Source organism: Maricaulis sp. CAU 1757, assembly GCF_054482675.1.
On the sequence record NZ_JBTLRI010000003.1, the window covers coordinates 313,105 to 334,026 of the forward strand.

Consider the following 20,922-nt stretch of genomic DNA (forward strand, 5'->3'; position numbering starts at 1 on the left):
CCCCCCCCCCCCCCCTGGCCCGTATTCGTGGCCAGCTCTTGTGCACCCATCCGGCCTCTCCCATATCGGACTGAAACCGATCCGGGGGACCCCATGACGATTACGCTTTCAAGCATTGCCCGCACCCAGCTCGACCAGGCTTTCAAGGCCATGGACGGTATTCTCGCCAAGGCCGCCGATCATGCCCGCGAGCATGGCGTGGAGGAGAGCGTGTACCTCAACTGGCGCTTGGCTCCCGACATGTTTCCGCTGGTCCGCCAGGTGCAGCTGATATCCGATTTCTCGATGCGCGGACTGTCGCGGCTTGCCGGTGTCGATCCGGTTTCGATGGCGGATGACGAAACCGATTTCGCCAGTCTGCGCGAGCGCCTGGACCGTGCCCGCTCGGTGATCGAGAGCCTCGATACTGCCGCCATCGATGCGTCCCCGGACAGCGACATCACTTTTCCGGCCGGCCGGGACCGTGAAATGACCCTGCCGCGTCAGGCCTACCTGCAGAATTTCATCATCACCAACGTGCTCTTCCACGCGTCAGCCAGCTATGCCATCCTGCGGCATATCGGTGTCCCGATCGGCAAGGCGGACATGATGGGCATCAGCCGCTAGCGCCGCGCTGGGTCTGCCCCTTGGTTGGCTGGACCGACGCCCTACTTCTTGGCCATGACCTATTTGACCAAATTGCCGACGCACCTGCCGCTCTTCCCGCTCCGCGGTGCCATTCTGTTGCCCGGGTTGCGCCTGCCGCTCAATGTTTTCGAGCCGCGCTACCTCAACATGGTGGACGATGTGCGAGCGGATGGCGGCATGATCGGCATCATCCAGACCCGCAACAGTGGCAACGCCTCGCAGCCGGCTCTCGCCGACATTGGTGGCGCCGGCAAGCTGGTCGCCTTTCGTGAAACCTCGGACGGTCGCTATCTCATCGAATTGGAGGGCGTGAGCCGGTTCCGGCTGGTTGGGGAAAGCGACGCGCCGACGCCCTATCGCATCGGCAAGCCTGACTTTGCGGCATTCGCCGGCGATCTCGATCCGGACGCATCGCACGCGCCTGTCGAAGCCGAGCGCGGGCGCCTCGTGCAGCTCCTGACCGCCTGGCTCGGTGCCGAAGGCGTCCGGGTCGAGCCCGGCTTGCTGCAGCGGACTGAGCTGACGCTCCTGGTCGACGAGCTGGCCATGCAGGCGCCGTTCGCGGCTGCCGACCGCCAGCGTCTGCTGGAGGCCGCCAATGCCCCGGCGCGCGTCGCCGTGATGCAGGACATCGTCGCGGGTTACCTTGTGCGCATCGGGCATCCCGGTCCGACCGGCCCCAACTAGCGTGTGCCGTTGAGCCAGGGCAGGGCTTGTGTGCGGGAGCTGAAGCACTGGCTCTTGCCGCCATGGTCCTTGTGGGCCTCGATGACTTCCTTCATCTGCCCCGTTTGATCCGACCGGCACACCACTGCCAGGTCGCAGTCCCGGAACAGGCGGGCCATGGTGCGCGCGGTTTGGCTCCAGTTCGCGGAGTTCATTTCATACTCGGCGCCGCGCACGTCCATCAGGGCGGAGCTCACGGCGTGGCATTTCAGGTGAATTTCAAGCGCTCTCTGCGAATCTTCCAGCAGGGCGGGCGTCCGCGGTCCGTCGCTGCGCAGCTCAAGCCGGCCGTTGTCGAAGCGGATTTCACATCCGGGAATGGAAAAGGCTTGCGCCATGATCACGGGTCCGGCAGCGGCTTGGGGCGCCCTATTTGGGTTTAATCTTGCTCACATTGCGGCAAGGACAAGGCCTTGCGATGGCTTTTGCCGGTCACGGCAATTGGTGTGGAACTCGCTGACCTCGATGAAATCGTCTTGAGGGCCATGGAACTTGCTGATCAAAGACGCGTTTCATCAGCAGACCATGACGACCGGCATTTTCAGCCAATAAACCAGAGGGATCACAAATGGACATTATTCGCATCATCCTTGCTATTCTTCTGCCGCCTCTTGGCGTCTTCCTGCAGGTCGGTCTGGGCCTGCACTTCTGGCTCAACATTCTCCTGACCCTGCTGGGTTACATTCCCGGCATCATCCATGCCGTGTGGATCATTGCCCGGCGCTGATCCATGAATGCGGCCGACGAAATTCGCCGGCTGGAAAGTCTCGCCGACTGGCTGGACTCGCGTTTCAAGATCCCCGGAACCTCGATCCGATTCGGACTGGACAGTCTGCTCGGACTGGTTCCGGGGATTGGCGACGTCGTCAGCTTCCTGCCCGCCGCCTGGCTGATCCTGCGCGCCCACCGCCTCGGCGTGCCGTGGCACCTGAAGCTCGTGATGCTGGGTAATGCCCTGATCGACGGGTTGATCGGGGCCATTCCGCTGCTCGGCGACCTGTTTGATATCGGCTTCAAGGCCAATCGACGCAATGTCGGAATCATCCGGCGCCATCTGCAGCGCCGCGGCGATCTGGCCGAGCCGGTGACCTAGTCCTCCGTATCTGGGCGCCGCTGCATGCAAGCGCAGTTTCCCAATTCATCCCCTGCCAGCTTGTCGAGCCAGTCATCGAGGGCATCGGCCATGATGCGTTGCTGAGACCAGCCCAGCTGCAGGGCGGCGGTCTGCAGCCGGCGTTTCTGCTCGCTGTCGAGGCGCATCTGGGCCCGGCAGGTGAGGGGGCCGTGCGACGTGGGCAGGCGTGACGCCAGTTCGGCGAGACGCTGGCCGCCGCAGCACGGATGGCTGTCCGGCTGTGCCAGCGGGTCCGCGTCAACCGGGCGGGGTGGGCGCCGCGTGGCGACAGGGCGCTGCGGGCCGGGCACCGAAGCGGGCCGCACGGGGGGCGGACCGTGATCGACATAGTCAACCTGGCCCAGCGCTGAGGGCTGGGCCGGCTGGGCGTGGCCTTTGCGGGCCAGCAGGCCGGCATGCAGGCTGGCAAACTTTCCGCTCATCTGGGGTCTCCTGACGTCCAGGCCTGGGTTGCGTGGCGCCGCCCGAAGGGCTGGTGGGCCCGGCGCCGGTCCGGCTTGCCCGCCGGTGGTCCGACATCCGCCTGGCGGCGGTCACGGCCGTCCCATGGTGTGTCCGCGGTCTTCGCCGTTGGGTGAACCGATGTCCCGAATGGGGCCGGGCCCGGCACAACGGCGGGGGTAGCCGTCGTGCCGGGGTCGGCGGGGCCAGCTTGGCGCCGCTCCGTCCGGGGTCTGGACGGGGGCGGCGTGGGGGTGCTGGCCGGGGTGAGCAGGTGATCCTCGAAGGTTTCGCGAGGCGTATCGATGGTGTCCAGGCCCGGACCGCCGAGCCGCAGGATGCGGTCGGCGAGATAGCGCCAGAGCTGGCTGACTTCCTGGGCCGAGCGGCTTTCGGCATTGACCTCGCCGACGGTCCGGCCATCGATCATCGAGGCGGCAAAGTCGACGCGATGGTGCAGATTGACCGGGGCCACCGTGCCGTGCTGCGACAGCACCACCGCCGTCTCCGCCGTGATCCGGGCGCGTGCGGTGGCGGAATTGACGACGAAGACGAGCGGCTTGCCCTGTCCCTGGACAATGTCGACGGTCGGGCCGACCGCGCGCAGGTCGTGCGGGCTGGGCCGGGTCGGCAGCACAACCAGGTCTGCATGGGTGATGACCTCGGCGATGGTCGATGTGACGGCGGGGGGTGTGTCGATGACGATCAGGCGATAGCCGGCCGCGTCCAGCTCGGCAATGTCCTCGCCGAGGCGCTGGACTGATGCATGGGCGAAGGCGGGGGTGTCGCCAGCCCGGGCATTCCACCACTTGGCCATGGAGCCCTGCGGGTCGGTGTCTATCAGGGCAACCGGGCCGGCGCCGCAGCGCTCCGCTTCGACCGCCATGTGGGCCGACACCGTGGTCTTGCCCGACCCACCCTTCTGGGACGCGAAAACGATGACCCTGGCCTGGTGCGACATGACTGATCCTCCTGATCGCCTCCATGACAACAGGCAGGTCTTGCACGCAGGCTAAGCGCGGCCCGCGAGTTTGAGCCGAACTTGAAGAGAATTTGCCGCAAATCCCGGGAATGCTTGCTGGATTGGGCTCCTGCTTCAGGGCGGGGTGGCAGAATTCTGGCGAATGGCCGCCATTCAGGCCTGACCCTCGCCAGTTTGCCCCGGGGCCGCTAAACCGGAATTGCATTTGAGGGAGGGACACCAATGCAAACCATGCTTTCGCCGGTCCTGGCGCTGATCCTGTGGTCGCTGGTCATGTGGGCGTGGATGTACGCCACGCGCATTCCGGCCATGTACAAGGCGGGCCTCAAGGCCGGCCGCCTCAAGGAAAAGAGCGAGCTCGACGTGCTGCCGCTGGAAGTGCGCCGCGTCGCCGACAATTACAATCACCTGCACGAACAGCCGGTGATCTTCTACGCCCTGTGCTTCTACAGCCATCTCGTCGGTGTGGCGGACGAGCTCAACATCGCGCTGGCCTTCATCTATGTCGCCCTGCGCATCACCCATTCCCTGATCCAGGCGCTGTGGAACTACATTCCCGTACGCTTCTTCGTCTTCGTGGCCAGCTCGCTGGTCCTCGTCATCATCGCCCTGCGCAACCTGTTCGCGGCGCTGGTCTGATCCGGCCCGAGCGGCGGCGAAGGATTTTCTTCGCCGCCGCTTGGTGCTAACGGGAGCGCATGCACGCACCCGAAGCCCGACTCTCCCAGGTCATCGACCGGTTCGAACAGGTGGAAGCCCGCCTGGGCGCCGCCGGCAATCCCGATGAAATCGTCAAGCTCTCCAAGGAGCATGCCGAGCTGAAGCCGGTGGCCGACATGGCCAACCAGCTCAGGGCCGCGCGCGCCGAGCTGGAGGACCTGGCCGAGATGATGGATGGCGGCGACGCCGAAATGGCCGAGATGGCGCGCGAGGAATACTACGCGCTCAAGGAGCGCCTGCCCGAGCTCGAGCACGAGATGAGCCTCTTGCTCCTGCCCAAGGACAAGGATGACAGCGCCAACGCCTTGATCGAGATCCGCGCCGGCACCGGCGGCGACGAGGCGGCCCTGTTCGCCGGCGATCTCTACGGCATGTACCAGCGCTACGCCCAGCTGCGCGGCTGGACCTGGGAACTGGTCTCGGCCTCCGAGGGCGAGCATGGCGGCTACAAGGAAGTCATCGCCTCGGTGTCCGGCGCCGGCGTGTTCGGGCGTCTGAAGTTCGAGAGCGGCGTGCACCGCGTGCAGCGCGTGCCGGCCACCGAGAGCCAGGGCCGCATCCACACGTCCGCCGCCACCGTCGCCATCATGCCGCAGCCCGAAGACATCGATATCGAGCTCAACATGGGCGATGTCCGCGTCGACACCATGCGCGCGTCCGGGGCCGGCGGCCAGCACGTCAACAAGACCGACAGCGCCGTGCGCATGACGCACGTGCCGACCGGCCTCGTCGTGGTGTGCCAGGAAAAATCCCAGCACCAGAACCGGGCCCGCGCCCAGGAACTCCTCAAGGCCAAGCTCTACGACATGCAGCGCGAGGCCGCGGCGGCCGAACGCGCCGCCGAGCGCAAGGGCCAGATCGGCTCCGGCGACCGCTCCGAGCGCATCCGCACCTACAACTACCCCCAGGGCCGGGTCTCCGACCACCGCATCAACCTGACCCTCTACAAGCTCGACCAGATCGTCGCCGGCGATGAGCTCGACGAGGTCATCTCCGCCCTTATCGCCGAAGACCAGGCGGCCCGCCTGGCGGCGCTCGAGGACGCGTGACCCGATCCTTCGACGATCTCGTGGGAGAGTCGCTGGAGGCCTTCCAGGCGGCGGAAAGCAAGCCGCTGCGCCAGGCCTGGCTCGGGCTCGACCTCGCCGCTATCCAGAAGGATCTCGTGGGGCGCCTGTCGCTGGCCGGTATTGACGAGGCCCCGGCCGAGGCACGTTTCCTGATCCAGCACGCCCTTGGCGACACCACGCTGGCGGCGGCCCTTGCGGATCCGGCGCTGGTGTCCTGGCAGACCATAGCCGAATTGTCCGATCTCGCCTGGATGCGCCTGCAGCGTCGCCCGCTGGCCCAGGTGCTGGGCAGCCAGCCTTTCTGGACTCTCGACCTGGAAGTGACCCCGGACGTGCTGACACCGCGTGCCGACACCGAGGCCCTGGTCGAGGCCGTGCTGCAACGTGCGGGCAACACGCCGCACGACCTCGTCGACCTTGGCACCGGGAGCGGCGCCATCCTGCTGGCCCTGCTCAGCGAGCGGCCCGCCTGGACCGGTCTCGGCATTGACCACTCGCCCGCCGCGCTCGATGTCGCGCGCCGCAATGCGACGGCCAACGGGCTGGCCGACCGGGCGCGTTTCATGGTCGCCGACTGGACCAGCACGCTGGACGCGGGCGCTGCCGACATCGTGGTCTCCAACCCGCCCTATATCGCGACCCGGGTGCTCGCCGGTCTCGAACCGGAAGTGCGCGACCACGAGCCGGCCATGGCCCTTGATGGCGGCGCAGACGGGCTTGACGCTTACCGCATCCTGCTGGCCGACATGGGCCGCGTTCTTGTCCCGGGCGGTCTGGTGGCGCTGGAGATCGGCTACGACCAGGCCAAGGCGGTGAGCGCGCTGGCGGCGCAGTCCGGGCTGCAGGACGTCGAAGTCTGCCGCGACCTGGCCGGCAATGACCGGGTGGTGCTGGCGCAGACCCCGGCCGGTAACCGCTAAAAAGGGTTGGAATGGCGCCTGAGCCAGTCTAGGGTCGCCCTAGGCAAGTGGAACGCGCCAGTACGGGGGTCTCGCGCGGCCGGATGAACCACTTGCCATTATCCGGCCAATTCGATGACCCAAGTGACCAGCGGCGCACAGGCTTGCGACCTGCAAATGCACAGCAAAGCCCGAAGTTTGAATGACAATCGCTGTTAGACAGGGATAGGCGATATGAAGCGTCAACGCGGCCGGGGACGGAAGTCCGGAAATTCGGCTAACCGCAGCTATGAAAGTAATGGTCCGGAAGTCAAAATCCGGGGCAATGCCGCGCAGATCTATGACAAGTATCTGCAGCTGGCGCGGGATGCGTCCTCTTCGGGTGACCGGGTGCGGGCCGAGAATCTCTACCAGCACGCCGAGCACTATCTGCGCATTGTCCAGGCCAACATGCCCAAGCGCGACGCCAATTCCGACGACACGTCCGACCAGGACAGTTCCGACGATGACAGCGATGACAATGACATCGACGGCAATGAGCAGCCGCAGCGCCAGTCGCGTGACAACCGTGACCAGCGCGAGCCGCGCGAGCGCCGCGGTCGCGGCAATCGCCAGCAGCGTGGCGGTCGTGACCAGAACCGCGGTCAGGGCGGCGACAATGAAGGCAAGGACCCGCTCAATGTCGTGACCCCGGAAGGCGACCAGCCGTCCTCGCGCAGTGACGACAAGTCCGACAGTTCCGGCGAAGAGAAGTCCGGCCAGCCGGCCGGCGACGAGGCCCCGCGCCGCACCCGCCGTCCGCGCCGCACCAAGGCCCAGATCGAAGCCGACAAGGCCGCAGCCTCCGAGGCCCTCGAAAAGGCGTCCTCAGCCGACCGCGCCGGCGGCGATGACGACGGCGAGAGCGAAGCCGCCTGAGGCCTTCGCATTCCCGTCTGCAGACAAGACCCGCGGCCCCCGGCCGCGGGTTTTTTCTTGCCTCTCGACCCCCTCCCCTGCGAAGCGGCGGAGGTGCCGACCCCGGCCTTGCGCCGGGGGATGGCGGAGGGGGTGAGTCAGCCGCACATTTCTCCCTCAGGCGGGCTGGCGCCGCCAGCTCCCCTGCCGCGCAGGCGTGTGGGACGCACCGGACGTGGTTCTTCCCCTTGATGGGGGAGGACCTGCGTGAGGCAGGTTCCATCACCCCTTCTCCCCGGGGAGAAGGTGCCCCGAAGGGGCGGATGAGGGGGGAGACACCGCCCCTTCCGGAGAGTCCCCGCCACACGAAAACACTCTCCGGACAGACCTCGCCATTCCCCCTCTCCCTCGATCCCTCTCCCCAGGGAGAGGGAGGCTCACGCGGTCATAAAATTTTTTTCTCCGCACTCTCAGCGACCGTCCGTGGCGGTTTCCTCAATGAAATCAGAGGGCGTCTCCTTTTTTCGCCCCGTTTCATCCCCACCCCCTCTGACCCGTGAGACACTTCCCCCGTCCTCGCACCAGCTCGAGGCCCGGCCTAGACAACCGGGGGGGCGGGGAGAGCGGAGCTCGTCCGGGTCGGTCGGTCATGTCGGCCGGCGACCCCGGCGGGGCTGCGGGCGGCGCGGAGCGGCACTATTGGAGGACCGTTCCAGACCAGCCCGCCTTGCCAACTCGGGTCCTTCGAGGCCCGGTCAGATCTCCGCATGCGGGACGGTGTCCACGTCCAGTTTTAGTTTCGCAGGACGTCTGCACCGTCCCGCATCCTCATCATACCGCCAGGCGGAGGCGCCGTGGTGCTATCAGGCGTGCGCGACAGACCCGACTGGCAAAAATACGGGGCGCTCCACTTGTGTGCTCTCGCGGCCACACCCATATCTCTCGCAACCACAAATCACCGTGCTTGATCAAGGCGGTGAATAGACCATCATCTCGCCTTCAAGGGAGATCCACATGGATTTTGAGAGCTATACCGACCGCGCCAAGTCGGTCATCCAGGCCGCTCAGGGCCTGGCCCTGAAATCAAGCCACCAGCAATTCACGCCGGTTCACATCCTCAAGGCCCTGCTTGACGATGAAAGCGGCCTTGCCGCCAATCTCGTCAAGGCGTCGGGCGGGCGGGTGCGCCAGATCCAGGACGGTACCGACCAGGCCCTGGCCGCCATTCCCAAGGTCGAGGGGGGCGAAGCCAAGCTCTACCTGGCGCCCGACACCGCCAAGCTGTTCGGAGCGGCCGAGGAAGCCGCCAAGAAGGCCGGCGACCAGTTCGTCTCTGCCGAGCGCATTCTGCAGGCCCTGTCGCTGACCCCGGGCTCGAAGGCGCATGACCTGCTCAAGGCGTCCGGCGTCACGCCGCAGGCCCTCAACACTGCCATCAATGATCTGCGCCAGGGCCGTACCGCTGACAGCCAGTCGGCCGAGGACAGCTATGAGGCTCTGAAGAAATACGCCCGCGACCTCACCGAGGTGGCGCGCGAGGGCAAGCTCGACCCGGTGATCGGTCGCGACGAGGAAATCCGCCGCGCCATCCAGGTCCTGTCCCGCCGGACCAAGAACAATCCGGTGCTGATCGGCGAGCCCGGCGTGGGCAAGACGGCCATCGCCGAGGGCCTCGCGCTGCGCATCGTCAATGGCGATGTACCTGAGAGCCTCAAGGAAAAAAGCCTGCTCGCGCTCGACATGGGCGCCCTGATTGCCGGTGCCAAATACCGTGGCGAGTTCGAGGAGCGCCTCAAGGCCGTGCTCAACGAGGTGACCTCCGCCGACGGCCAGATCATCCTCTTCATCGACGAGATGCATACGCTGGTCGGGGCCGGCAAGGGCGATGGCGCCATGGATGCCTCCAACCTTCTCAAGCCGGCGCTGGCCCGCGGCGAGCTGCACTGCATCGGCGCCACGACGCTGGACGAGTACCGCAAGCACGTCGAGAAGGACGCCGCACTCGCCCGCCGTTTCCAGCCGGTCATGGTCGAGGAGCCCTCGGTCCAGGACACGGTGTCGATCCTGCGCGGCCTGAAGGAAAAGTACGAGGTGCACCACGGCGTGCGCATTGCCGACAGCGCCATCGTCGCTGCGGCCAACCTGTCCAACCGCTACATCACCGACCGTTTCCTGCCCGACAAGGCCATCGATCTGATGGACGAGGCCGCATCGCGCCTGCGCATGCAGGTCGACAGCAAGCCGGAGGAACTCGACGAGATCGATCGCCGCGCCATCCAGCTCAAGATCGAGGCGGAAGCCCTCAAGAAGGAAAGCGACGCGGCCTCCAAGGAGCGGCTCGAGAAGATCTCGCGCGAGATCGCCGAACTGGAAAGCCGGTCCGCCGAGCTGACCGCGACCTGGCGGGCGGAAAAGGAGAAGCTGGCGTCCTCGACCACGCTGAAGGAAGAGATCGACCGGGCCCGCAACGAGCTCGCCGATGCCGAACGGCGCGGCGATCTCGGCAAGGCGTCCGAGATCAAGTATGGCCGCCTGCCCAAGCTGGAGCGTCAGCTCGCGGAAGCCGAGCAGGAATCCGATGATGATGCCGCCGGGGCCATGGTCCAGGAAGTCGTCGACGACGAACAGATCGCCCATGTCGTGTCGCGCTGGACCGGCGTGCCGGTCGACAAGATGCTCGAGGGCGAGCGCGACAAGCTGTTGCGCATGGAAGACCAGTTGCAGCAACGCGTGGTCGGCCAGGACGCAGCCCTGGCGGCCGTGTCCGACGCGGTCCGTCGCGCCCGCGCGGGTCTGAAGGACCCGGCCCGCCCCATCGGCTCCTTCCTCTTCCTCGGTCCGACCGGTGTCGGCAAGACCGAGCTCACCAAGTCGCTCGCCGACTTCCTGTTCGATGACGAGCATGCGGTGACCCGCATGGACATGTCGGAATACATGGAGAAGCACTCGGTGGCCCGCCTGATCGGCGCCCCGCCGGGCTATGTCGGCTATGACGAGGGTGGGGCGCTGACCGAGAGCGTGCGCCGCCGGCCCTACCAGGTCGTGCTGTTCGACGAGATCGAGAAGGCGCACCCGGATGTCTTCAACGTGCTGCTCCAGGTGCTTGATGATGGCCGTCTCACGGACGGACAGGGGCGCACTGTCGATTTCCGCAACACCATCATCATCATGACCTCCAATCTCGGGGCCGAATACCTGCAGGCGGTCGAGGAGGCCGAGCAGGCCCGCGACGAGGTGATGGGCGTGGTGCGCGGACATTTCCGTCCCGAATTCCTCAACCGGATCGACGAGATCATCCTGTTCCGCAAGCTCGCCCGCGAGCACATGGGCGCCATCGTCGACATCCAGATGGGCTATCTGCAGCGCCTGCTGGGCGATCGCCGCATGTCGATCGAGCTCGACGCCTCGGCCCGCGACTGGCTGGCCGAGAAGGGCTACGACCCGGCCTATGGTGCCCGCCCGCTCAAGCGGGTCATCCAGAAGGAGCTCCAGGATCCCCTGGCGCGGCTCCTGCTGCAGGGCGAGATCAAGGATGGCGATGCCATCGACGTGTCGACCGAGGCCGGCGTGCTGACCATCAATGGCGTCGCGGTCGGGGCCGCGCGGCCGCTGGAAGCGGCGCTGAACTAGTCGGGAAAGGGGCGCTTCGGCGCCCCTTTTTCGTTGCCGTCAGGCGCGGAACCAGCCCTTGGTCCGGTTGGCGAACGCGACGAGGGACAGCATCACCGGCACCTCGACCAGCACCCCGACCACGGTGGCCAGGGCGGCGCCGGAATTGAGGCCGAACACGGAGATGGCCACGGCGACGGCGAGCTCGAAGAAATTGGACGTGCCGATCAGCGCGCACGGTGCCGCCACCGCGAACGGCGTGCGCCACAGCCAGGCCGCGCCATAGGCGACGAAGAAGATGCCATAGGCCTGGATCAGCAGCGGCACCGCGATCAGGGCGATGACCAGGGGCTGCTGCACGATGACATCGCCCTGGAAGCCGAACAGGATGACCACGGTGGCGACCAGGCCGAGAATGGAAGCCGGCTTGATGCGGTCGGTGAAGGCCATGACCCGGGCCTGGCCGGCCTCGGCGCTGCGGCCGCGCATCAGATGCCGCCGGGTCAGCCAGCCGGCCAGCAGCGGCGCCGCGACATACAGGCCGACCGAGAGCAGCAGCGTATCCCACGGCACAGCGATATCGGTGACCCCCAGGAGGAAGGCGACGATCGGCGCGAAGGCGAACACCATGATGACGTCATTGGCGGCGACCTGGACCAGCGTGTAGGTCGCGTCGCCCCGGGTCAGCTGCGACCACACGAAGACCATCGCCGTGCAGGGCGCGGCCCCGAGAATGATCAGTCCGGCGATGTATTGCTGGGCATCGGCCGGCGCGATCAGCGGCGCAAACACGGTCTGGAAGAACAGGACCGCGAGGCCGGCCATGGTGAAGGGCTTGATCAGCCAGTTGACGACCAGCGTGATCACCAGCCCCTTCGGCCGCTCGCCGATGCGCGACAGGCTGGCAAAATCGATATTGACCATCATCGGGAAGACCATGGCCCAGATCAGCAGCGCGATCGGCAGGTTGACCGAAGCCAGCTGCATGCGGCCCAGGGCCGCAAACAGGTCGGGGAGGACCGTGCCGAGCGCCAGCCCGGCCAGGATGGCGAGACCGACCCAGAGCGACAGCCAGCGCTCGAACGGGCCGATCGGGGAGGCTTCGGTGGCGGGGCCGGGCGTTTCGGTCATGCGGGCACTTGGGCGAAAGCGTGATTGAGGGCGTCGGGCGTGGAGCCGTCGAGGGCATCGAGGAAGCGGGTGATGCGCGTGTCGAGGGCATCATAGGTGGCCGCAAAGGCAGCGCGTGCCGCCTCCGGGTCCGTCTCCGCAGCCGGGTCGGGCAGACCCCAATGGGCCGACACTGGAGCACCTGTCCAGATCGGGCAGACCTGGCCGGCGGCGTGGTCGCACACGGTGATTACGGCATCGAGGCGCGGGGCGTCGGGCGCCGCGAACCGATCCCAGGACTTCGAGCTCAGGCCGCGCGTGTCATGGCCGCGTCGGGCCAGCAGGTCGAGGGCCAGCGGGTGCGGCGTCCCGGTCGGGTCCGATCCGGCGGAATGGGCGCGCAGCCGGCCTCCGGCGTGGGCGTTGAACAGGGCCTCGGCGAGGATCGAGCGGGCCGAATTGCCGGTGCACAGGATGAGGATGTCGAGCATGGGCGATGCCTGCTGAAAAGCCTGAAACCGGAATGCCTCTATAGCGGTGCGGTGTCACGGTTTGATGACAGGGCCGCGCCGTCGCGACGGAGCCACGAAAAGGCCCCGGTCGCGGACCGGGGCCTGATCGAAGAGCCGAAAACCGTCCACGGCGCGCCGCCGCCGGCATTGGCCAGCAGTCTCCGACCCGTTTCGTCTCGGCTAGAGGCCTAGGACGAGGTGGGGTGCACCGTCCGACGTCCGGCTGTCGCTGCGCCCGTCCCGGCCGATGGTCGCCCGGATGCGGCGGCGGAAGGAGGAGAAGCTGTCAAAGCGCACCACATCGACCGGCGTGTCGAGATCAAGCGTGATCCGGTAGCGTTCGCCTGCGCCCAGCCGGCTCAGGCTCAGCACCTCGCCCGTGAAGGCCTGGCCCAGATAGCGGCCCGAGACGGTATTGCCGACGGCCAGGGGTGCGGCCTGCCGGTTACCAACTGCCGCGTGCAGGGTGTTCCAGTCGCGATAGCCGAACTGGCTTGCGATAAGCTCCAGCGCCTCGCTGTGGGAGATGAAATTGCCTTCGCTCTCGAGCGTCGTGCGAAGGCGCCTGGCCTGGGCCTTCAATTGACCGAGACCGGGAAGATGGGGTTGGGACATGTCATGCCTCATGCAGGGTTCGCATGCGGTTTGTCGGATGGGGCTCGCCTTGCCATCACACCGCAGGAAAACCTGGAGGATGAATCTGTCATCGGGGGATTTCACCAGGATCGGTCGATCTGCGAGCGGCGGGCATCCCTCGGCCCTGTAGTCCGCTTACGGGGCGGCGCCCGGATCGTCAACCCGGCGGCCGCACGAAAAAGCCCCGGTCCTGGGACCGGGGCCTGAACGTGACCGGACGCGCCGGGTGGGCCTACTGGGCGCCGCTACCAGCCTCGGCCAGCAGGGTGCGCTGGCTGTCATCAGCGGCCGGAGCGCTCTCGCGGATCTCGATGATGCGGTCGCGCTCGGCAAAGAAGTCGTCGAGCTCGTCCTCTTCCAGCTGGCGGCCGGTCGGCAAGTCGAGATTCATCGGGTTCACCGGGCGGCCGTTCTGGTGGACTTCATAGTGCAGGTGCGGTCCGGTCGACCGGCCCGTGGTGCCGACATAGGCGATGACCTGACCCTGTCGCACCCGGGTGCCGGCGGTGATGCCGCGGGCAAAGCCGTTGAGGTGGGCATAGGCGGTCTCGAAACCGTTGGGGTGGCGGATGCGCACGTAATTGCCGAAGCTGCCGAAGCGGTTGGCGCGCTGCACGACGCCATTGCCGGCGGCAAAGATCGGAGTGCCGGTCGGTGCGGCGAAATCGGTGCCGTTATGGGCCCGTGTATAGCCCAGGATCGGGTGCCGCCGGCGACCGAAGTGCGAGGACAGGCGTGCGCCGTTGATCGGCGTTAGCATGAGCAGGCGCTCGGCGCTCTCGCCATCCTCATTGTAATATCCCACCCCGCCATCATCGGTCTCGTAGCGGAAGAACTGCTTCGGCTCGCCCGAGCGGCTGGTATAGCTGGCATACAGGATGTCGCCGGTCCGCGCGGTGGTGCCGTCGCCGTCGACGAAGCGCTCGAACACGATGTCGAACTGGTCGCCGGGCTGGATCGAGCGCTGGAAGTCGACCGCATAGGCCAACACGTTGGCCAGCTCCACGACCACCCGGTCGGTGGCGCCGACATTGAGGGCGTCGACATAGAGCGAGGTATTGATCGAGCCCGCCGAGCGCACGATCTCGCGATCGAACTCGGCGATCGTCTCGCGCGCCCGGAATTCGTCGTCCCAGGTACGCGACACCGTGATCGAACGGTCGACATCAGGACGGAAGGACAGGCCGGTCAGGCGCAGGACGTCCTGCGGGCGGGCCAGGCCGCTGCTGGTCTCGAAGTAGAACTTGACCCGTTCGCCGGCGCGCAGATAGCGCAGGTCGTAAATCGTGTTGAGCGCGGACACCGCCTTGGCGGCTTCGACGCGGTCGATGCCGGCATCGTCAAGCAGGCCGGCGAGGGTGCCACCGCGCGGCACTTCGCGCTCGATCTGGATGACTTCCGGGCACGAGGCGCACTCGTTGAAGGCGGCGTGGTAGAGGCGCGCCTGCTCCTGAGTGTCAAGGATGGTGGCCCCCCGGCTCCGGGAGGTCAGGCCCGACCCGGTCAGTGGGTCGTCGGTGCCGACCAGGGCGCTGGAGCGCCCGGTGGTCTCGGTGGCTTCGGCGCTGGCGCTGAAGGGCGAGGCATCGCTTTGCGGCTCACCGCTCATCAGCAGCGCGGCAAGCAGCGCTGTCGACAGGGTCAGGCTGGCAAACGCGACGAGGCCGCGGGTGCGATGGGTGTCGGCACGGGATACGTCAAATCCGGACATGTTTGCGTCCATACTCCGCTCGGCTGAACTCGGCATTGCGTGTGACTGGTTCCAAGCAAAAAGCACGCCGTGCGATACTCGGGGCTCGCACGGCGGCGGCGTCCTCCCCAGTCTGCGGGGAACCATGGCTTGGACCGAAACGGTTGCCAAGCCCTTTACACGCAGGATTATCTAACAATGCTGACATTCTGGCCATGAATAATAAAGAATCATGTATCGCTACGCCCATGCTTGATGATCTCCCCGCCGACCTCGCCGCCGAAGAGCTTGCCGCACTACTTTGCGCCCGTCTCTGTCATGATCTCGTCAGTCCCGTGTCTGCGCTTGGCGCCGCCTTGAGCGTTCTGGACGACGAAGAGAATTCCGACATGCATGACGATGCCATGGAGCTGGTTCGCGAGAGTTCGCGTCAGGCCCAGGCCAAGCTGGAATTCTCGCGTCTCGCTTTCGGGGCAGGGGGATCGGCCCCGGGCGTCCTCGATACGCGGGAGCTGCAACGCCTGACCGAGAACATGTTCTCGGCGGTGAAGCCGGACATTGTCTGGAAAGTGGAGACGCCCGGCCTTGAGAAGGCGGCCGCCCGCCTGTTGCTGAACATGTGCATCCTCGGAGTTGATGCGGCGCCGCGCGGTGGCACGGTGACGGTCAGCGCGACAGATGCGGCGGGAGGCGCGCGCCTGCGCGTGGTCTCGGAAGGTCGCCGGGCGCGGGTCGAGGAGAATACCATGCTGGCCCTCGACGGCCAGGCGCCCGAGACCGGCTTTGACGGCCGCTCGATCCAGCCCTTCTACGCCTTCCTCATCGCCCGCAGTGCCGGCGGTCGGATCTCCGCGCACACCGATGAGGACCGTGTGGAGTTCGTCGCGCTGGTCGAGCCACCGGCCGGCATGATCGGCTGAATTTCCAAGTCCTCATATCGTATGAGGCAGTCATCTGAAATCCAGATGCCTCGGCCAAGAGTCCGTTAACCACCGCGTGCCACTGTTCGGTAGATTTGGAACCGGACGAGGCCTGCCATGGATGATCTCATCAGCGAATTCTTGACGGAGACGGCGGAAAGCCTCGACGTCATCGATGCCGAGCTGGTGCGTTTCGAGAACAACCCGGAAGACCGGGCCATTCTCGACAACATTTTCCGCCTCCTGCACACCATCAAGGGGACATGCGGGTTTCTGGGCCTGCCACGCCTAGAGGCGGTCGCACACGCTGGCGAGACCCTGCTCGGGAAATTCCGTGACGGTGACCTCAAGGTCAGCCCACCGATGGTTACCCTGGTTCTCGAAGCCATTGACCAGATCAAGGTGGTGTTGGAATCGCTTGAGGCGACCGGCAGCGAACCGGCGGGCGATGACAGCGAGCTGATCGGACGCCTCGAAGACGCCGCCATGGGCAAGTCGGTCGAGCCAGTGGTTGAAGAAGAACCTTCGCAGCCCGAGAACTGGGATAATGACCTGGGCCGCGAGCTGCGTCCGGGCGAGGTCTCCCTGGCCGATCTGGAAGCCGCGTTCAATGAGACGCCGGTCGAAGGCGAGGCCGCCGCCGAAGCTCCGGCACCAGCCGAGCATCTTGGCGTTGGTGATTTCGATCCCGACCTTGGCCGCGAACTTCGCCCCGGAGAGGTTTCCGCTGCCGAACTTGAAGCGGCATTTGCGAGCGCCGAGCCGGAAGTCGAAATCCCGGCACCCGCCAGCGTCATCACTGCCGACATGAGCAAGGCGGAAGCCCTGCATACCGCGATGGCCGAACTCAAGGGTGGCGATGCCGCGCCGGGTGCCCAGGAGGGTGGACCCCGGGTCCAGCAGACCGTGCGCGTCGGTGTCGATGTCCTCGAAGCCCTGATGACCACGGTTTCCGAACTCGTCCTGACGCGGAACCAGCTGATGCAGACGGTGCGCGGCCTGGAAGACGAGGAACTCAAGGGCCCGCTCCAGCGTCTGTCGGCCGTGACCGGTGAGCTGCAGGACGGCGTCATGAAGACCCGCATGCAGCCGATCGGTGATGCCTGGCGGAAACTGCCGCGTATCATCCGCGATGTTTCCACCGATCTCGGCAAGAAAATCGAACTGGAGATGGAGGGCGAGGACACCGAGCTTGACCGCCAGGTTCTCGAACTGATCAAGGATCCGCTCACCCATATGGTGCGCAATTCCGCTGATCACGGCCTGGAAACTCCCGCGGAGCGCGTTGCCGAAGGCAAGCCCGAAAAAGGCAAGATCAAGCTGTCAGCCTACCATGAAGGTGGGCACATCATTATTTCCATCGCTGATGACGGCAAGGGGCTCAACACCCAGCGCATCGGCGAGAAGGCTCTCGAGAAGGGCCTCACCACGCATGACGAACTGGAGCGCCTGACCGAGGCTCAGATCCACCGTTTCGTCTTTGCCCCAGGCTTCTCGACGGCCGCCAAGGTCACCAACTTGTCCGGTCGCGGTGTCGGCATGGATGTGGTGCGCACCAATATCGAGCAGATCGGTGGCGTCGTCGATGTCTCGTCCACGGCTGGCAAGGGCTCCAAATTCTCGATCAAGATCCCGCTGACCCTGGCCATTGTCTCGGCCCTGATCATCGGCTGTGACGAGCAACGCTTCGCTATCCCCCAGCTTGCCGTGCGTGAGCTGGTGCGGGTCGGTGAAGGCTCCGAGCACACCGTGGAAACCCTCAAGGACGCCCGTGTCATGCGGTTGCGCGACCGGCTGATGCCGTTGGTCGACCTGCACGACGTGCTGGGCGTCGGTAAGGCGTTTGAAGGTGGCGACAACGAGACCGGCTTTGTGGTCGTGCTCGATGCCGGCGGTCGAAATGTCGGCCTGGTTGTCGACAATGTCCTCGACACCGAGGAAATCGTGGTCAAGCCGCTCTCCGACAGCCTGCGCGCAGTCAACGCCTATTCCGGCGCGACCATCCTCGGCGATGGCTCTGTCATCATGATCCTGGACCCCAACGGTCTGGCCGGTGAGATTGTCGACGCCATGGAGGACGATATCACCAGCGAAGCCACCGCCGCCGCAATCGCCGAAGCCAACCAGACCCAGCGCCTGCTGCTGGTGCGCGCCGGAGGCTCCGAACCCAAGGCGGTCCCGCTGGCCCTCGTCACGCGTCTCGAAGAGTTCGATCCGTCCGCGATCGAATCCACGAATGGCCGTCGGGTTGTCCAGTATCGCGGCCGCCTGATGCCAATCGTTCCGCTGGGCGACGAAATCCGTTGCGCCGAAGGCCAGCGCCAGCCGGTTCTGGTGTTCGCCGAAGACCACACCGCTATCGGCCTTGCCGTCGACCAGATCGTCGACGTCGTGGAGGAGCGCGTTGACCTTCAGATGAGCTCGGACAAGCAGGGCGTTATCGGCTCGGCAATCATCAAGGGCAAGGCGACCGATGTGGTCGACATCGCCTGGTATCTCGACCAGTCGCGGGCCGGCAGTGTGCAGCGTCGTTCCAGCAAGCACCGTCGCCGGGTTCTGCTCGTGGACGCCGACGCCTTCGCCCGTCGCATGATTGCTCCGCTGCTGGCTGCTGCCGGCTACGACGTCACGCCGACCGGCGGCATGCATGAAGTCGAGGCGATTGCTGAAGCTGGAGAGAAGTTTGATGCGCTGGTCGGTGACCCTGCTGCCCTGGCCCGCATCCAGTCACAGGGCTTGTGGCCGGAGCTGCCGGCTCTCGCCGTGACCGATTGGCCGGAAGAAGCCCAGAGCGAAGGCCTTCGCTACGTGTTGCCGCGGTCCGATCGCGGTGCCCTGATCGCAGCCCTTGATGAAGTGGCTCAAGAGGAGAAGGTGGCATGAGTGCGCACCACAACGACAGTTCCGAGCTCAGCGCCGAGGCGATGAACGAGTACGTTTCCGTTCGCATCGGGAACCAGTTGTTCGGCGCGCCGGTCGACGCCATCCGCGAAGTTTTCGCTCCGCAATCGGTGACCGCTGTTCCGCTGGCTCCCAGCGAGGTCGCCGGATTGCTCAATCTGCGTGGCCGCATCGTGACCGCCATCGACGCCCGGCGCCGGCTGGGTCTGCCGCCGCGACAAGATACCGAGTCTGGAATGGCACTCGGCGTCGAGCGTGGTAGCGAAATATTTGGACTTATCGTGGACAGTGTAGGGGAAGTTCTTCGCCGACCACGCGCTGAACTGGAGCCTGTCCCGGCCCACGTGGACGCCAACTGGCGATCAATGGTGAAGGGCGTTCACAGGCTCGACAAAGAACTGCTCGCCGTCCTGGATGTGTCCGCTGTGATCGGAAACGCCGGAGCCAAGGCAGAGGCCGCATAAAGAAAGGTGCCAGGATGAAAACCTGTCTCGTCGTCGACGACTCCCGCGTTATCCGCAAGGTCGCCCGCAAAATTCTCGAAGAACTTGACTTTAACTGCGTTGAGGCGGCTGACGGGTCGGAAGCCCTTGATGCCTGCCGCAAGCAGATGCCCGAGGCCGTACTTCTCGACTGGAACATGCCGGTGATGAACGGGCTGGATTTCGTCAAGGCCCTGCGTCGCGAGGAGGGCGGTGACCGTCCTATCGTCGTGTTCTGCACGACCGAGAACGACATGTCGCACATCACCGAGGCGCTGCGCGCCGGTGCCGACGAATACGTCATGAAGCCGTTCGACGGCGACATCATTGAATCCAAGTTTCAGCAGACTGGTTTGCTGCGCGCTTCGTAAGGACGATTCCCATGTCGGAACCCGCCACGAGCGCACCGCCATCCTCCTCCATTGCCCGGGTCCTTGTCGTCGATGACTCCGCCGTCGCGCGGGGGCTGATGACCCGATGGGTTGAAGAAGATCCAGATCTGACGCTGGTCGGCTCCGCCGTCGATGGTGAGCAGGCCCTCGCCAAGGCCGCCGAACTCAAGCCCGACCTGATCGTGCTTGATGTCGAAATGCCCAAGATGGACGGTCTGGCCGCTCTTCCCCAGCTTCTGAAAGTTGCACCGGGTTGCCGTATCGTCATGGCCTCGACGCTGACGCGTCGTGGCGGCGAAGTGACCATCCGAGCCCTGTCGATGGGCGCTGCCGACTACGCCTCCAAGCCGCAGGCTGGCCGTCTGGCGGGAGCCGAGGAGTTCCGTGTCGACCTGCTGGCCAAGCTGAAGGCGCTGGCGCCGCGGCCGATCCCGCCGGTGCCGTCCCAGCGCGACATTCCCCCGGCACCTTCCGCCGTGCCGACCGGCCGTGCCAACCCGGCCTCGCCGGCCGCCCGTCCCCGGTCCGCCGCACCCGCTCCGGTGGTACCCGTCAAGGCGCCGCCCAGCAAGACACCCCGGAAGGTCGGCAAGCCTGCCATCATCGCCATCGGTTCCTCCACGGGTGGACCGCAAGCGCTTCGCGATGTGGTGGCCACCTTTGCCCAGGGCGTGACAATGCCCATCGTGATCGCCCAGCACATGCCGGCGCTGTTCACCAAGATCCTGGCGGAACACCTGGAAAAGGCGAGCAAGCTGCCGTGCAAGGAAGTGGCTCACGGCGAGCGTCTCAAGGGCGGCTGCATCTATGTGGCGCCCGGCGATTTTCACTTTACCGTCCGCAAGGACGCTGCCGGTTTCTACGCCGAGCTCGATCAGTCACCGCCGATCAATTTCTGTCGGCCGGCCGTCGACCCGCTGTTTCAGTCCGTCGCCGAGGCCACGGATGGACAGGCGCTGGGTGTCATCCTGACCGGGATGGGCCATGACGGACGCGACGGCAGCCGTATCCTGAGGGATGCCGGTGGAACCATTATTGCCCAGGACGAGGCCACGAGTATCGTCTGGGGCATGCCGGGTGCGGTCGCGACCACGGGCCTGGCCCACGAAATCCTGCCACTGGTCCAGATAGGACCGGGCATCGTTCGGCGTGCGAAGGGTGGAAGCTAGAACC

20 protein-coding genes and 1 pseudogene are annotated in these 20,922 nt (G+C 65.8%); 14 read left to right on the plus strand and 7 right to left on the minus strand.

The genetic code is table 11. The features are described from left to right. The first annotated feature begins 93 nt into the window (after positions 1-93). Both ACXYMR_RS10530 and ACXYMR_RS10535 read left to right on the plus strand, forming a co-directional pair. Positions 94-606, plus strand: coding sequence for a DUF1993 domain-containing protein (locus ACXYMR_RS10530; protein WP_458942821.1), 513 nt, complete (start codon positions 94-96; stop codon positions 604-606). Between the two features lie 54 nt (positions 607-660). Continuing rightward, the gene (locus tag ACXYMR_RS10535; protein ID WP_458942822.1) at positions 661-1,314 is read left to right on the plus strand and encodes an LON peptidase substrate-binding domain-containing protein; all 654 of its coding nucleotides are present in this window, start codon (positions 661-663) and stop codon (positions 1,312-1,314) included. Here ACXYMR_RS10535 and ACXYMR_RS10540 read toward each other — a convergent pair. After that, a complete protein-coding gene (locus ACXYMR_RS10540; RefSeq protein ID WP_458942823.1) occupies positions 1,311-1,691 on the minus strand; it encodes a hypothetical protein in 381 nt (126 codons plus the stop codon). The genes ACXYMR_RS10535 and ACXYMR_RS10540 overlap by 4 nt on opposite strands. A 230-nt stretch (positions 1,692-1,921) precedes the next feature. Between ACXYMR_RS10540 and ACXYMR_RS10545 the strand changes: the two genes are divergently transcribed. Together ACXYMR_RS10545 and ACXYMR_RS10550 are read left to right on the plus strand one after the other, a co-directional pair. Then, the gene (locus tag ACXYMR_RS10545) at positions 1,922-2,080 is read left to right on the plus strand and encodes a YqaE/Pmp3 family membrane protein (protein ID WP_458942824.1); all 159 of its coding nucleotides are present in this window, start codon (positions 1,922-1,924) and stop codon (positions 2,078-2,080) included. 3 nt (positions 2,081-2,083) lie between these two features. Then, the gene (locus ACXYMR_RS10550; RefSeq protein WP_458942825.1) at positions 2,084-2,446 is read left to right on the plus strand and encodes a DUF4112 domain-containing protein; all 363 of its coding nucleotides are present in this window, start codon (positions 2,084-2,086) and stop codon (positions 2,444-2,446) included. Here the strand turns inward: ACXYMR_RS10550 and ACXYMR_RS10555 are convergent. Both ACXYMR_RS10555 and ACXYMR_RS10560 read right to left on the minus strand, forming a co-directional pair. After that, positions 2,443-2,910, minus strand: coding sequence for a hypothetical protein (locus ACXYMR_RS10555; protein ID WP_458942826.1), 468 nt, complete (start codon positions 2,908-2,910; stop codon positions 2,443-2,445). The two genes, ACXYMR_RS10550 and ACXYMR_RS10555, sit on opposite strands and share 4 nt — an antisense overlap. Positions 2,911-3,266: 356 nt before the next feature. Continuing rightward, positions 3,267-3,890 (minus strand): annotated as a pseudogene (locus tag ACXYMR_RS10560) (AAA family ATPase); the annotation flags it as partial. A 243-nt stretch (positions 3,891-4,133) separates the two neighbouring features. On the opposite strand from ACXYMR_RS10560, the gene ACXYMR_RS10565 reads away from it, so the two are divergent. The 5 genes from ACXYMR_RS10565 to clpB all read left to right on the plus strand — a co-directional run bounded on the left by ACXYMR_RS10565 (position 4,134) and on the right by clpB (position 11,127). Further along, positions 4,134-4,550 carry an MAPEG family protein gene (locus ACXYMR_RS10565; protein ID WP_458942827.1) on the plus strand — a complete coding sequence of 139 codons (417 nt, stop codon included), beginning with the start codon at positions 4,134-4,136 and terminating at the stop codon, positions 4,548-4,550. A gap of 59 nt (positions 4,551-4,609) precedes the next feature. Continuing rightward, positions 4,610-5,680, plus strand: coding sequence for a peptide chain release factor 1 (gene prfA / locus ACXYMR_RS10570; protein WP_458942828.1), 1,071 nt, complete (start codon positions 4,610-4,612; stop codon positions 5,678-5,680). Next, positions 5,677-6,621, plus strand: a complete 945-nt coding sequence (gene prmC, locus ACXYMR_RS10575; RefSeq protein WP_458942829.1) for a peptide chain release factor N(5)-glutamine methyltransferase — start codon at positions 5,677-5,679, stop codon at positions 6,619-6,621. Before prfA ends, prmC begins: the two co-directional genes overlap by 4 nt. Positions 6,622-6,834: 213 nt before the next feature. After that, positions 6,835-7,518 carry a DUF4167 domain-containing protein gene (locus ACXYMR_RS10580; RefSeq protein WP_458942830.1) on the plus strand — a complete coding sequence of 228 codons (684 nt, stop codon included), beginning with the start codon at positions 6,835-6,837 and terminating at the stop codon, positions 7,516-7,518. A 993-nt stretch (positions 7,519-8,511) separates the two neighbouring features. Continuing rightward, positions 8,512-11,127: an ATP-dependent chaperone ClpB gene (gene clpB, locus ACXYMR_RS10585; protein ID WP_458942831.1), complete on the plus strand. Its 2,616-nt coding sequence runs from the start codon at positions 8,512-8,514 to the stop codon at positions 11,125-11,127. Positions 11,128-11,166: 39 nt separating this feature from the next. Here clpB and arsB read toward each other — a convergent pair whose 3' ends face one another. The 4 genes from arsB to ACXYMR_RS10605 form a co-directional block, all read right to left on the minus strand. Next, positions 11,167-12,237, minus strand: a complete 1,071-nt coding sequence (arsB, locus tag ACXYMR_RS10590; RefSeq protein WP_458942832.1) for an ACR3 family arsenite efflux transporter — start codon at positions 12,235-12,237, stop codon at positions 11,167-11,169. Continuing rightward, entirely contained in the window at positions 12,234-12,707 is a 474-nt protein-coding gene (locus ACXYMR_RS10595) for an arsenate reductase ArsC (RefSeq protein WP_458942833.1), read from the minus strand. Before ACXYMR_RS10595 ends, arsB begins: the two co-directional genes overlap by 4 nt. 201 nt (positions 12,708-12,908) lie before the next feature. Continuing rightward, positions 12,909-13,355, minus strand: a complete 447-nt coding sequence (locus ACXYMR_RS10600; protein ID WP_458942834.1) for a glyoxalase superfamily protein — start codon at positions 13,353-13,355, stop codon at positions 12,909-12,911. A gap of 241 nt (positions 13,356-13,596) precedes the next feature. Further along, entirely contained in the window at positions 13,597-15,075 is a 1,479-nt protein-coding gene (locus tag ACXYMR_RS10605; protein WP_458942835.1) for a peptidoglycan DD-metalloendopeptidase family protein, read from the minus strand. Between the two features lie 227 nt (positions 15,076-15,302). Here ACXYMR_RS10605 and chpT point away from each other — a divergent pair, with 227 nt between their 5' ends. The 5 genes from chpT to ACXYMR_RS10630 all read left to right on the plus strand — a co-directional run bounded on the left by chpT (position 15,303) and on the right by ACXYMR_RS10630 (position 20,918). After that, on the plus strand, positions 15,303-15,974 hold the full coding sequence (gene chpT / locus ACXYMR_RS10610) for a histidine phosphotransferase ChpT (RefSeq protein ID WP_458942836.1): 672 nt from the start codon (positions 15,303-15,305) through the stop codon (positions 15,972-15,974). Between the two features lie 117 nt (positions 15,975-16,091). Next, positions 16,092-18,857, plus strand: coding sequence for a hybrid sensor histidine kinase/response regulator (locus ACXYMR_RS10615; protein WP_458942837.1), 2,766 nt, complete (start codon positions 16,092-16,094; stop codon positions 18,855-18,857). After that, positions 18,854-19,339, plus strand: coding sequence for a chemotaxis protein CheW (locus tag ACXYMR_RS10620; protein WP_458942838.1), 486 nt, complete (start codon positions 18,854-18,856; stop codon positions 19,337-19,339). The genes ACXYMR_RS10615 and ACXYMR_RS10620 overlap by 4 nt, the downstream gene beginning before the upstream one ends. A 14-nt stretch (positions 19,340-19,353) precedes the next feature. After that, the gene (locus ACXYMR_RS10625; protein WP_458942839.1) at positions 19,354-19,728 is read left to right on the plus strand and encodes a response regulator; all 375 of its coding nucleotides are present in this window, start codon (positions 19,354-19,356) and stop codon (positions 19,726-19,728) included. A gap of 11 nt (positions 19,729-19,739) precedes the next feature. Beyond that, positions 19,740-20,918, plus strand: coding sequence for a protein-glutamate methylesterase/protein-glutamine glutaminase (locus ACXYMR_RS10630; RefSeq protein WP_458942840.1), 1,179 nt, complete (start codon positions 19,740-19,742; stop codon positions 20,916-20,918). The last annotated feature ends 4 nt before the right edge of the window (positions 20,919-20,922 follow it).

Bases quoted from the DNA above. Each gene is read 5' to 3' on its own strand.
- ACXYMR_RS10530 (WP_458942821.1), top strand. From the start codon at position 94: ATGACGATTACGCTTTCAAGCATTGCCCGCACCCAGCTCGACCAGGCT.
- ACXYMR_RS10535 (WP_458942822.1), top strand. From the start codon at position 661: ATGACCTATTTGACCAAATTGCCGACGCACCTGCCGCTCTTCCCGCTC.
- ACXYMR_RS10540 (WP_458942823.1), bottom strand. From the start codon at position 1,691: ATGGCGCAAGCCTTTTCCATTCCCGGATGTGAAATCCGCTTCGACAAC.
- ACXYMR_RS10545 (WP_458942824.1), top strand. From the start codon at position 1,922: ATGGACATTATTCGCATCATCCTTGCTATTCTTCTGCCGCCTCTTGGC.
- ACXYMR_RS10550 (WP_458942825.1), top strand. From the start codon at position 2,084: ATGAATGCGGCCGACGAAATTCGCCGGCTGGAAAGTCTCGCCGACTGG.
- ACXYMR_RS10555 (WP_458942826.1), bottom strand. From the start codon at position 2,910: ATGAGCGGAAAGTTTGCCAGCCTGCATGCCGGCCTGCTGGCCCGCAAA.
- ACXYMR_RS10565 (WP_458942827.1), top strand. From the start codon at position 4,134: ATGCAAACCATGCTTTCGCCGGTCCTGGCGCTGATCCTGTGGTCGCTG.
- prfA (WP_458942828.1), top strand. From the start codon at position 4,610: ATGCACGCACCCGAAGCCCGACTCTCCCAGGTCATCGACCGGTTCGAA.
- ACXYMR_RS10580 (WP_458942830.1), top strand. From the start codon at position 6,835: ATGAAGCGTCAACGCGGCCGGGGACGGAAGTCCGGAAATTCGGCTAAC.
- clpB (WP_458942831.1), top strand. From the start codon at position 8,512: ATGGATTTTGAGAGCTATACCGACCGCGCCAAGTCGGTCATCCAGGCC.
- arsB (WP_458942832.1), bottom strand. From the start codon at position 12,237: ATGACCGAAACGCCCGGCCCCGCCACCGAAGCCTCCCCGATCGGCCCG.
- ACXYMR_RS10595 (WP_458942833.1), bottom strand. From the start codon at position 12,707: ATGCTCGACATCCTCATCCTGTGCACCGGCAATTCGGCCCGCTCGATC.
- ACXYMR_RS10600 (WP_458942834.1), bottom strand. From the start codon at position 13,355: ATGAGGCATGACATGTCCCAACCCCATCTTCCCGGTCTCGGTCAATTG.
- ACXYMR_RS10605 (WP_458942835.1), bottom strand. From the start codon at position 15,075: ATGTCCGGATTTGACGTATCCCGTGCCGACACCCATCGCACCCGCGGC.
- chpT (WP_458942836.1), top strand. From the start codon at position 15,303: ATGCTTGATGATCTCCCCGCCGACCTCGCCGCCGAAGAGCTTGCCGCA.
- ACXYMR_RS10615 (WP_458942837.1), top strand. From the start codon at position 16,092: ATGGATGATCTCATCAGCGAATTCTTGACGGAGACGGCGGAAAGCCTC.
- ACXYMR_RS10620 (WP_458942838.1), top strand. From the start codon at position 18,854: ATGAGTGCGCACCACAACGACAGTTCCGAGCTCAGCGCCGAGGCGATG.
- ACXYMR_RS10625 (WP_458942839.1), top strand. From the start codon at position 19,354: ATGAAAACCTGTCTCGTCGTCGACGACTCCCGCGTTATCCGCAAGGTC.
- ACXYMR_RS10630 (WP_458942840.1), top strand. From the start codon at position 19,740: ATGTCGGAACCCGCCACGAGCGCACCGCCATCCTCCTCCATTGCCCGG.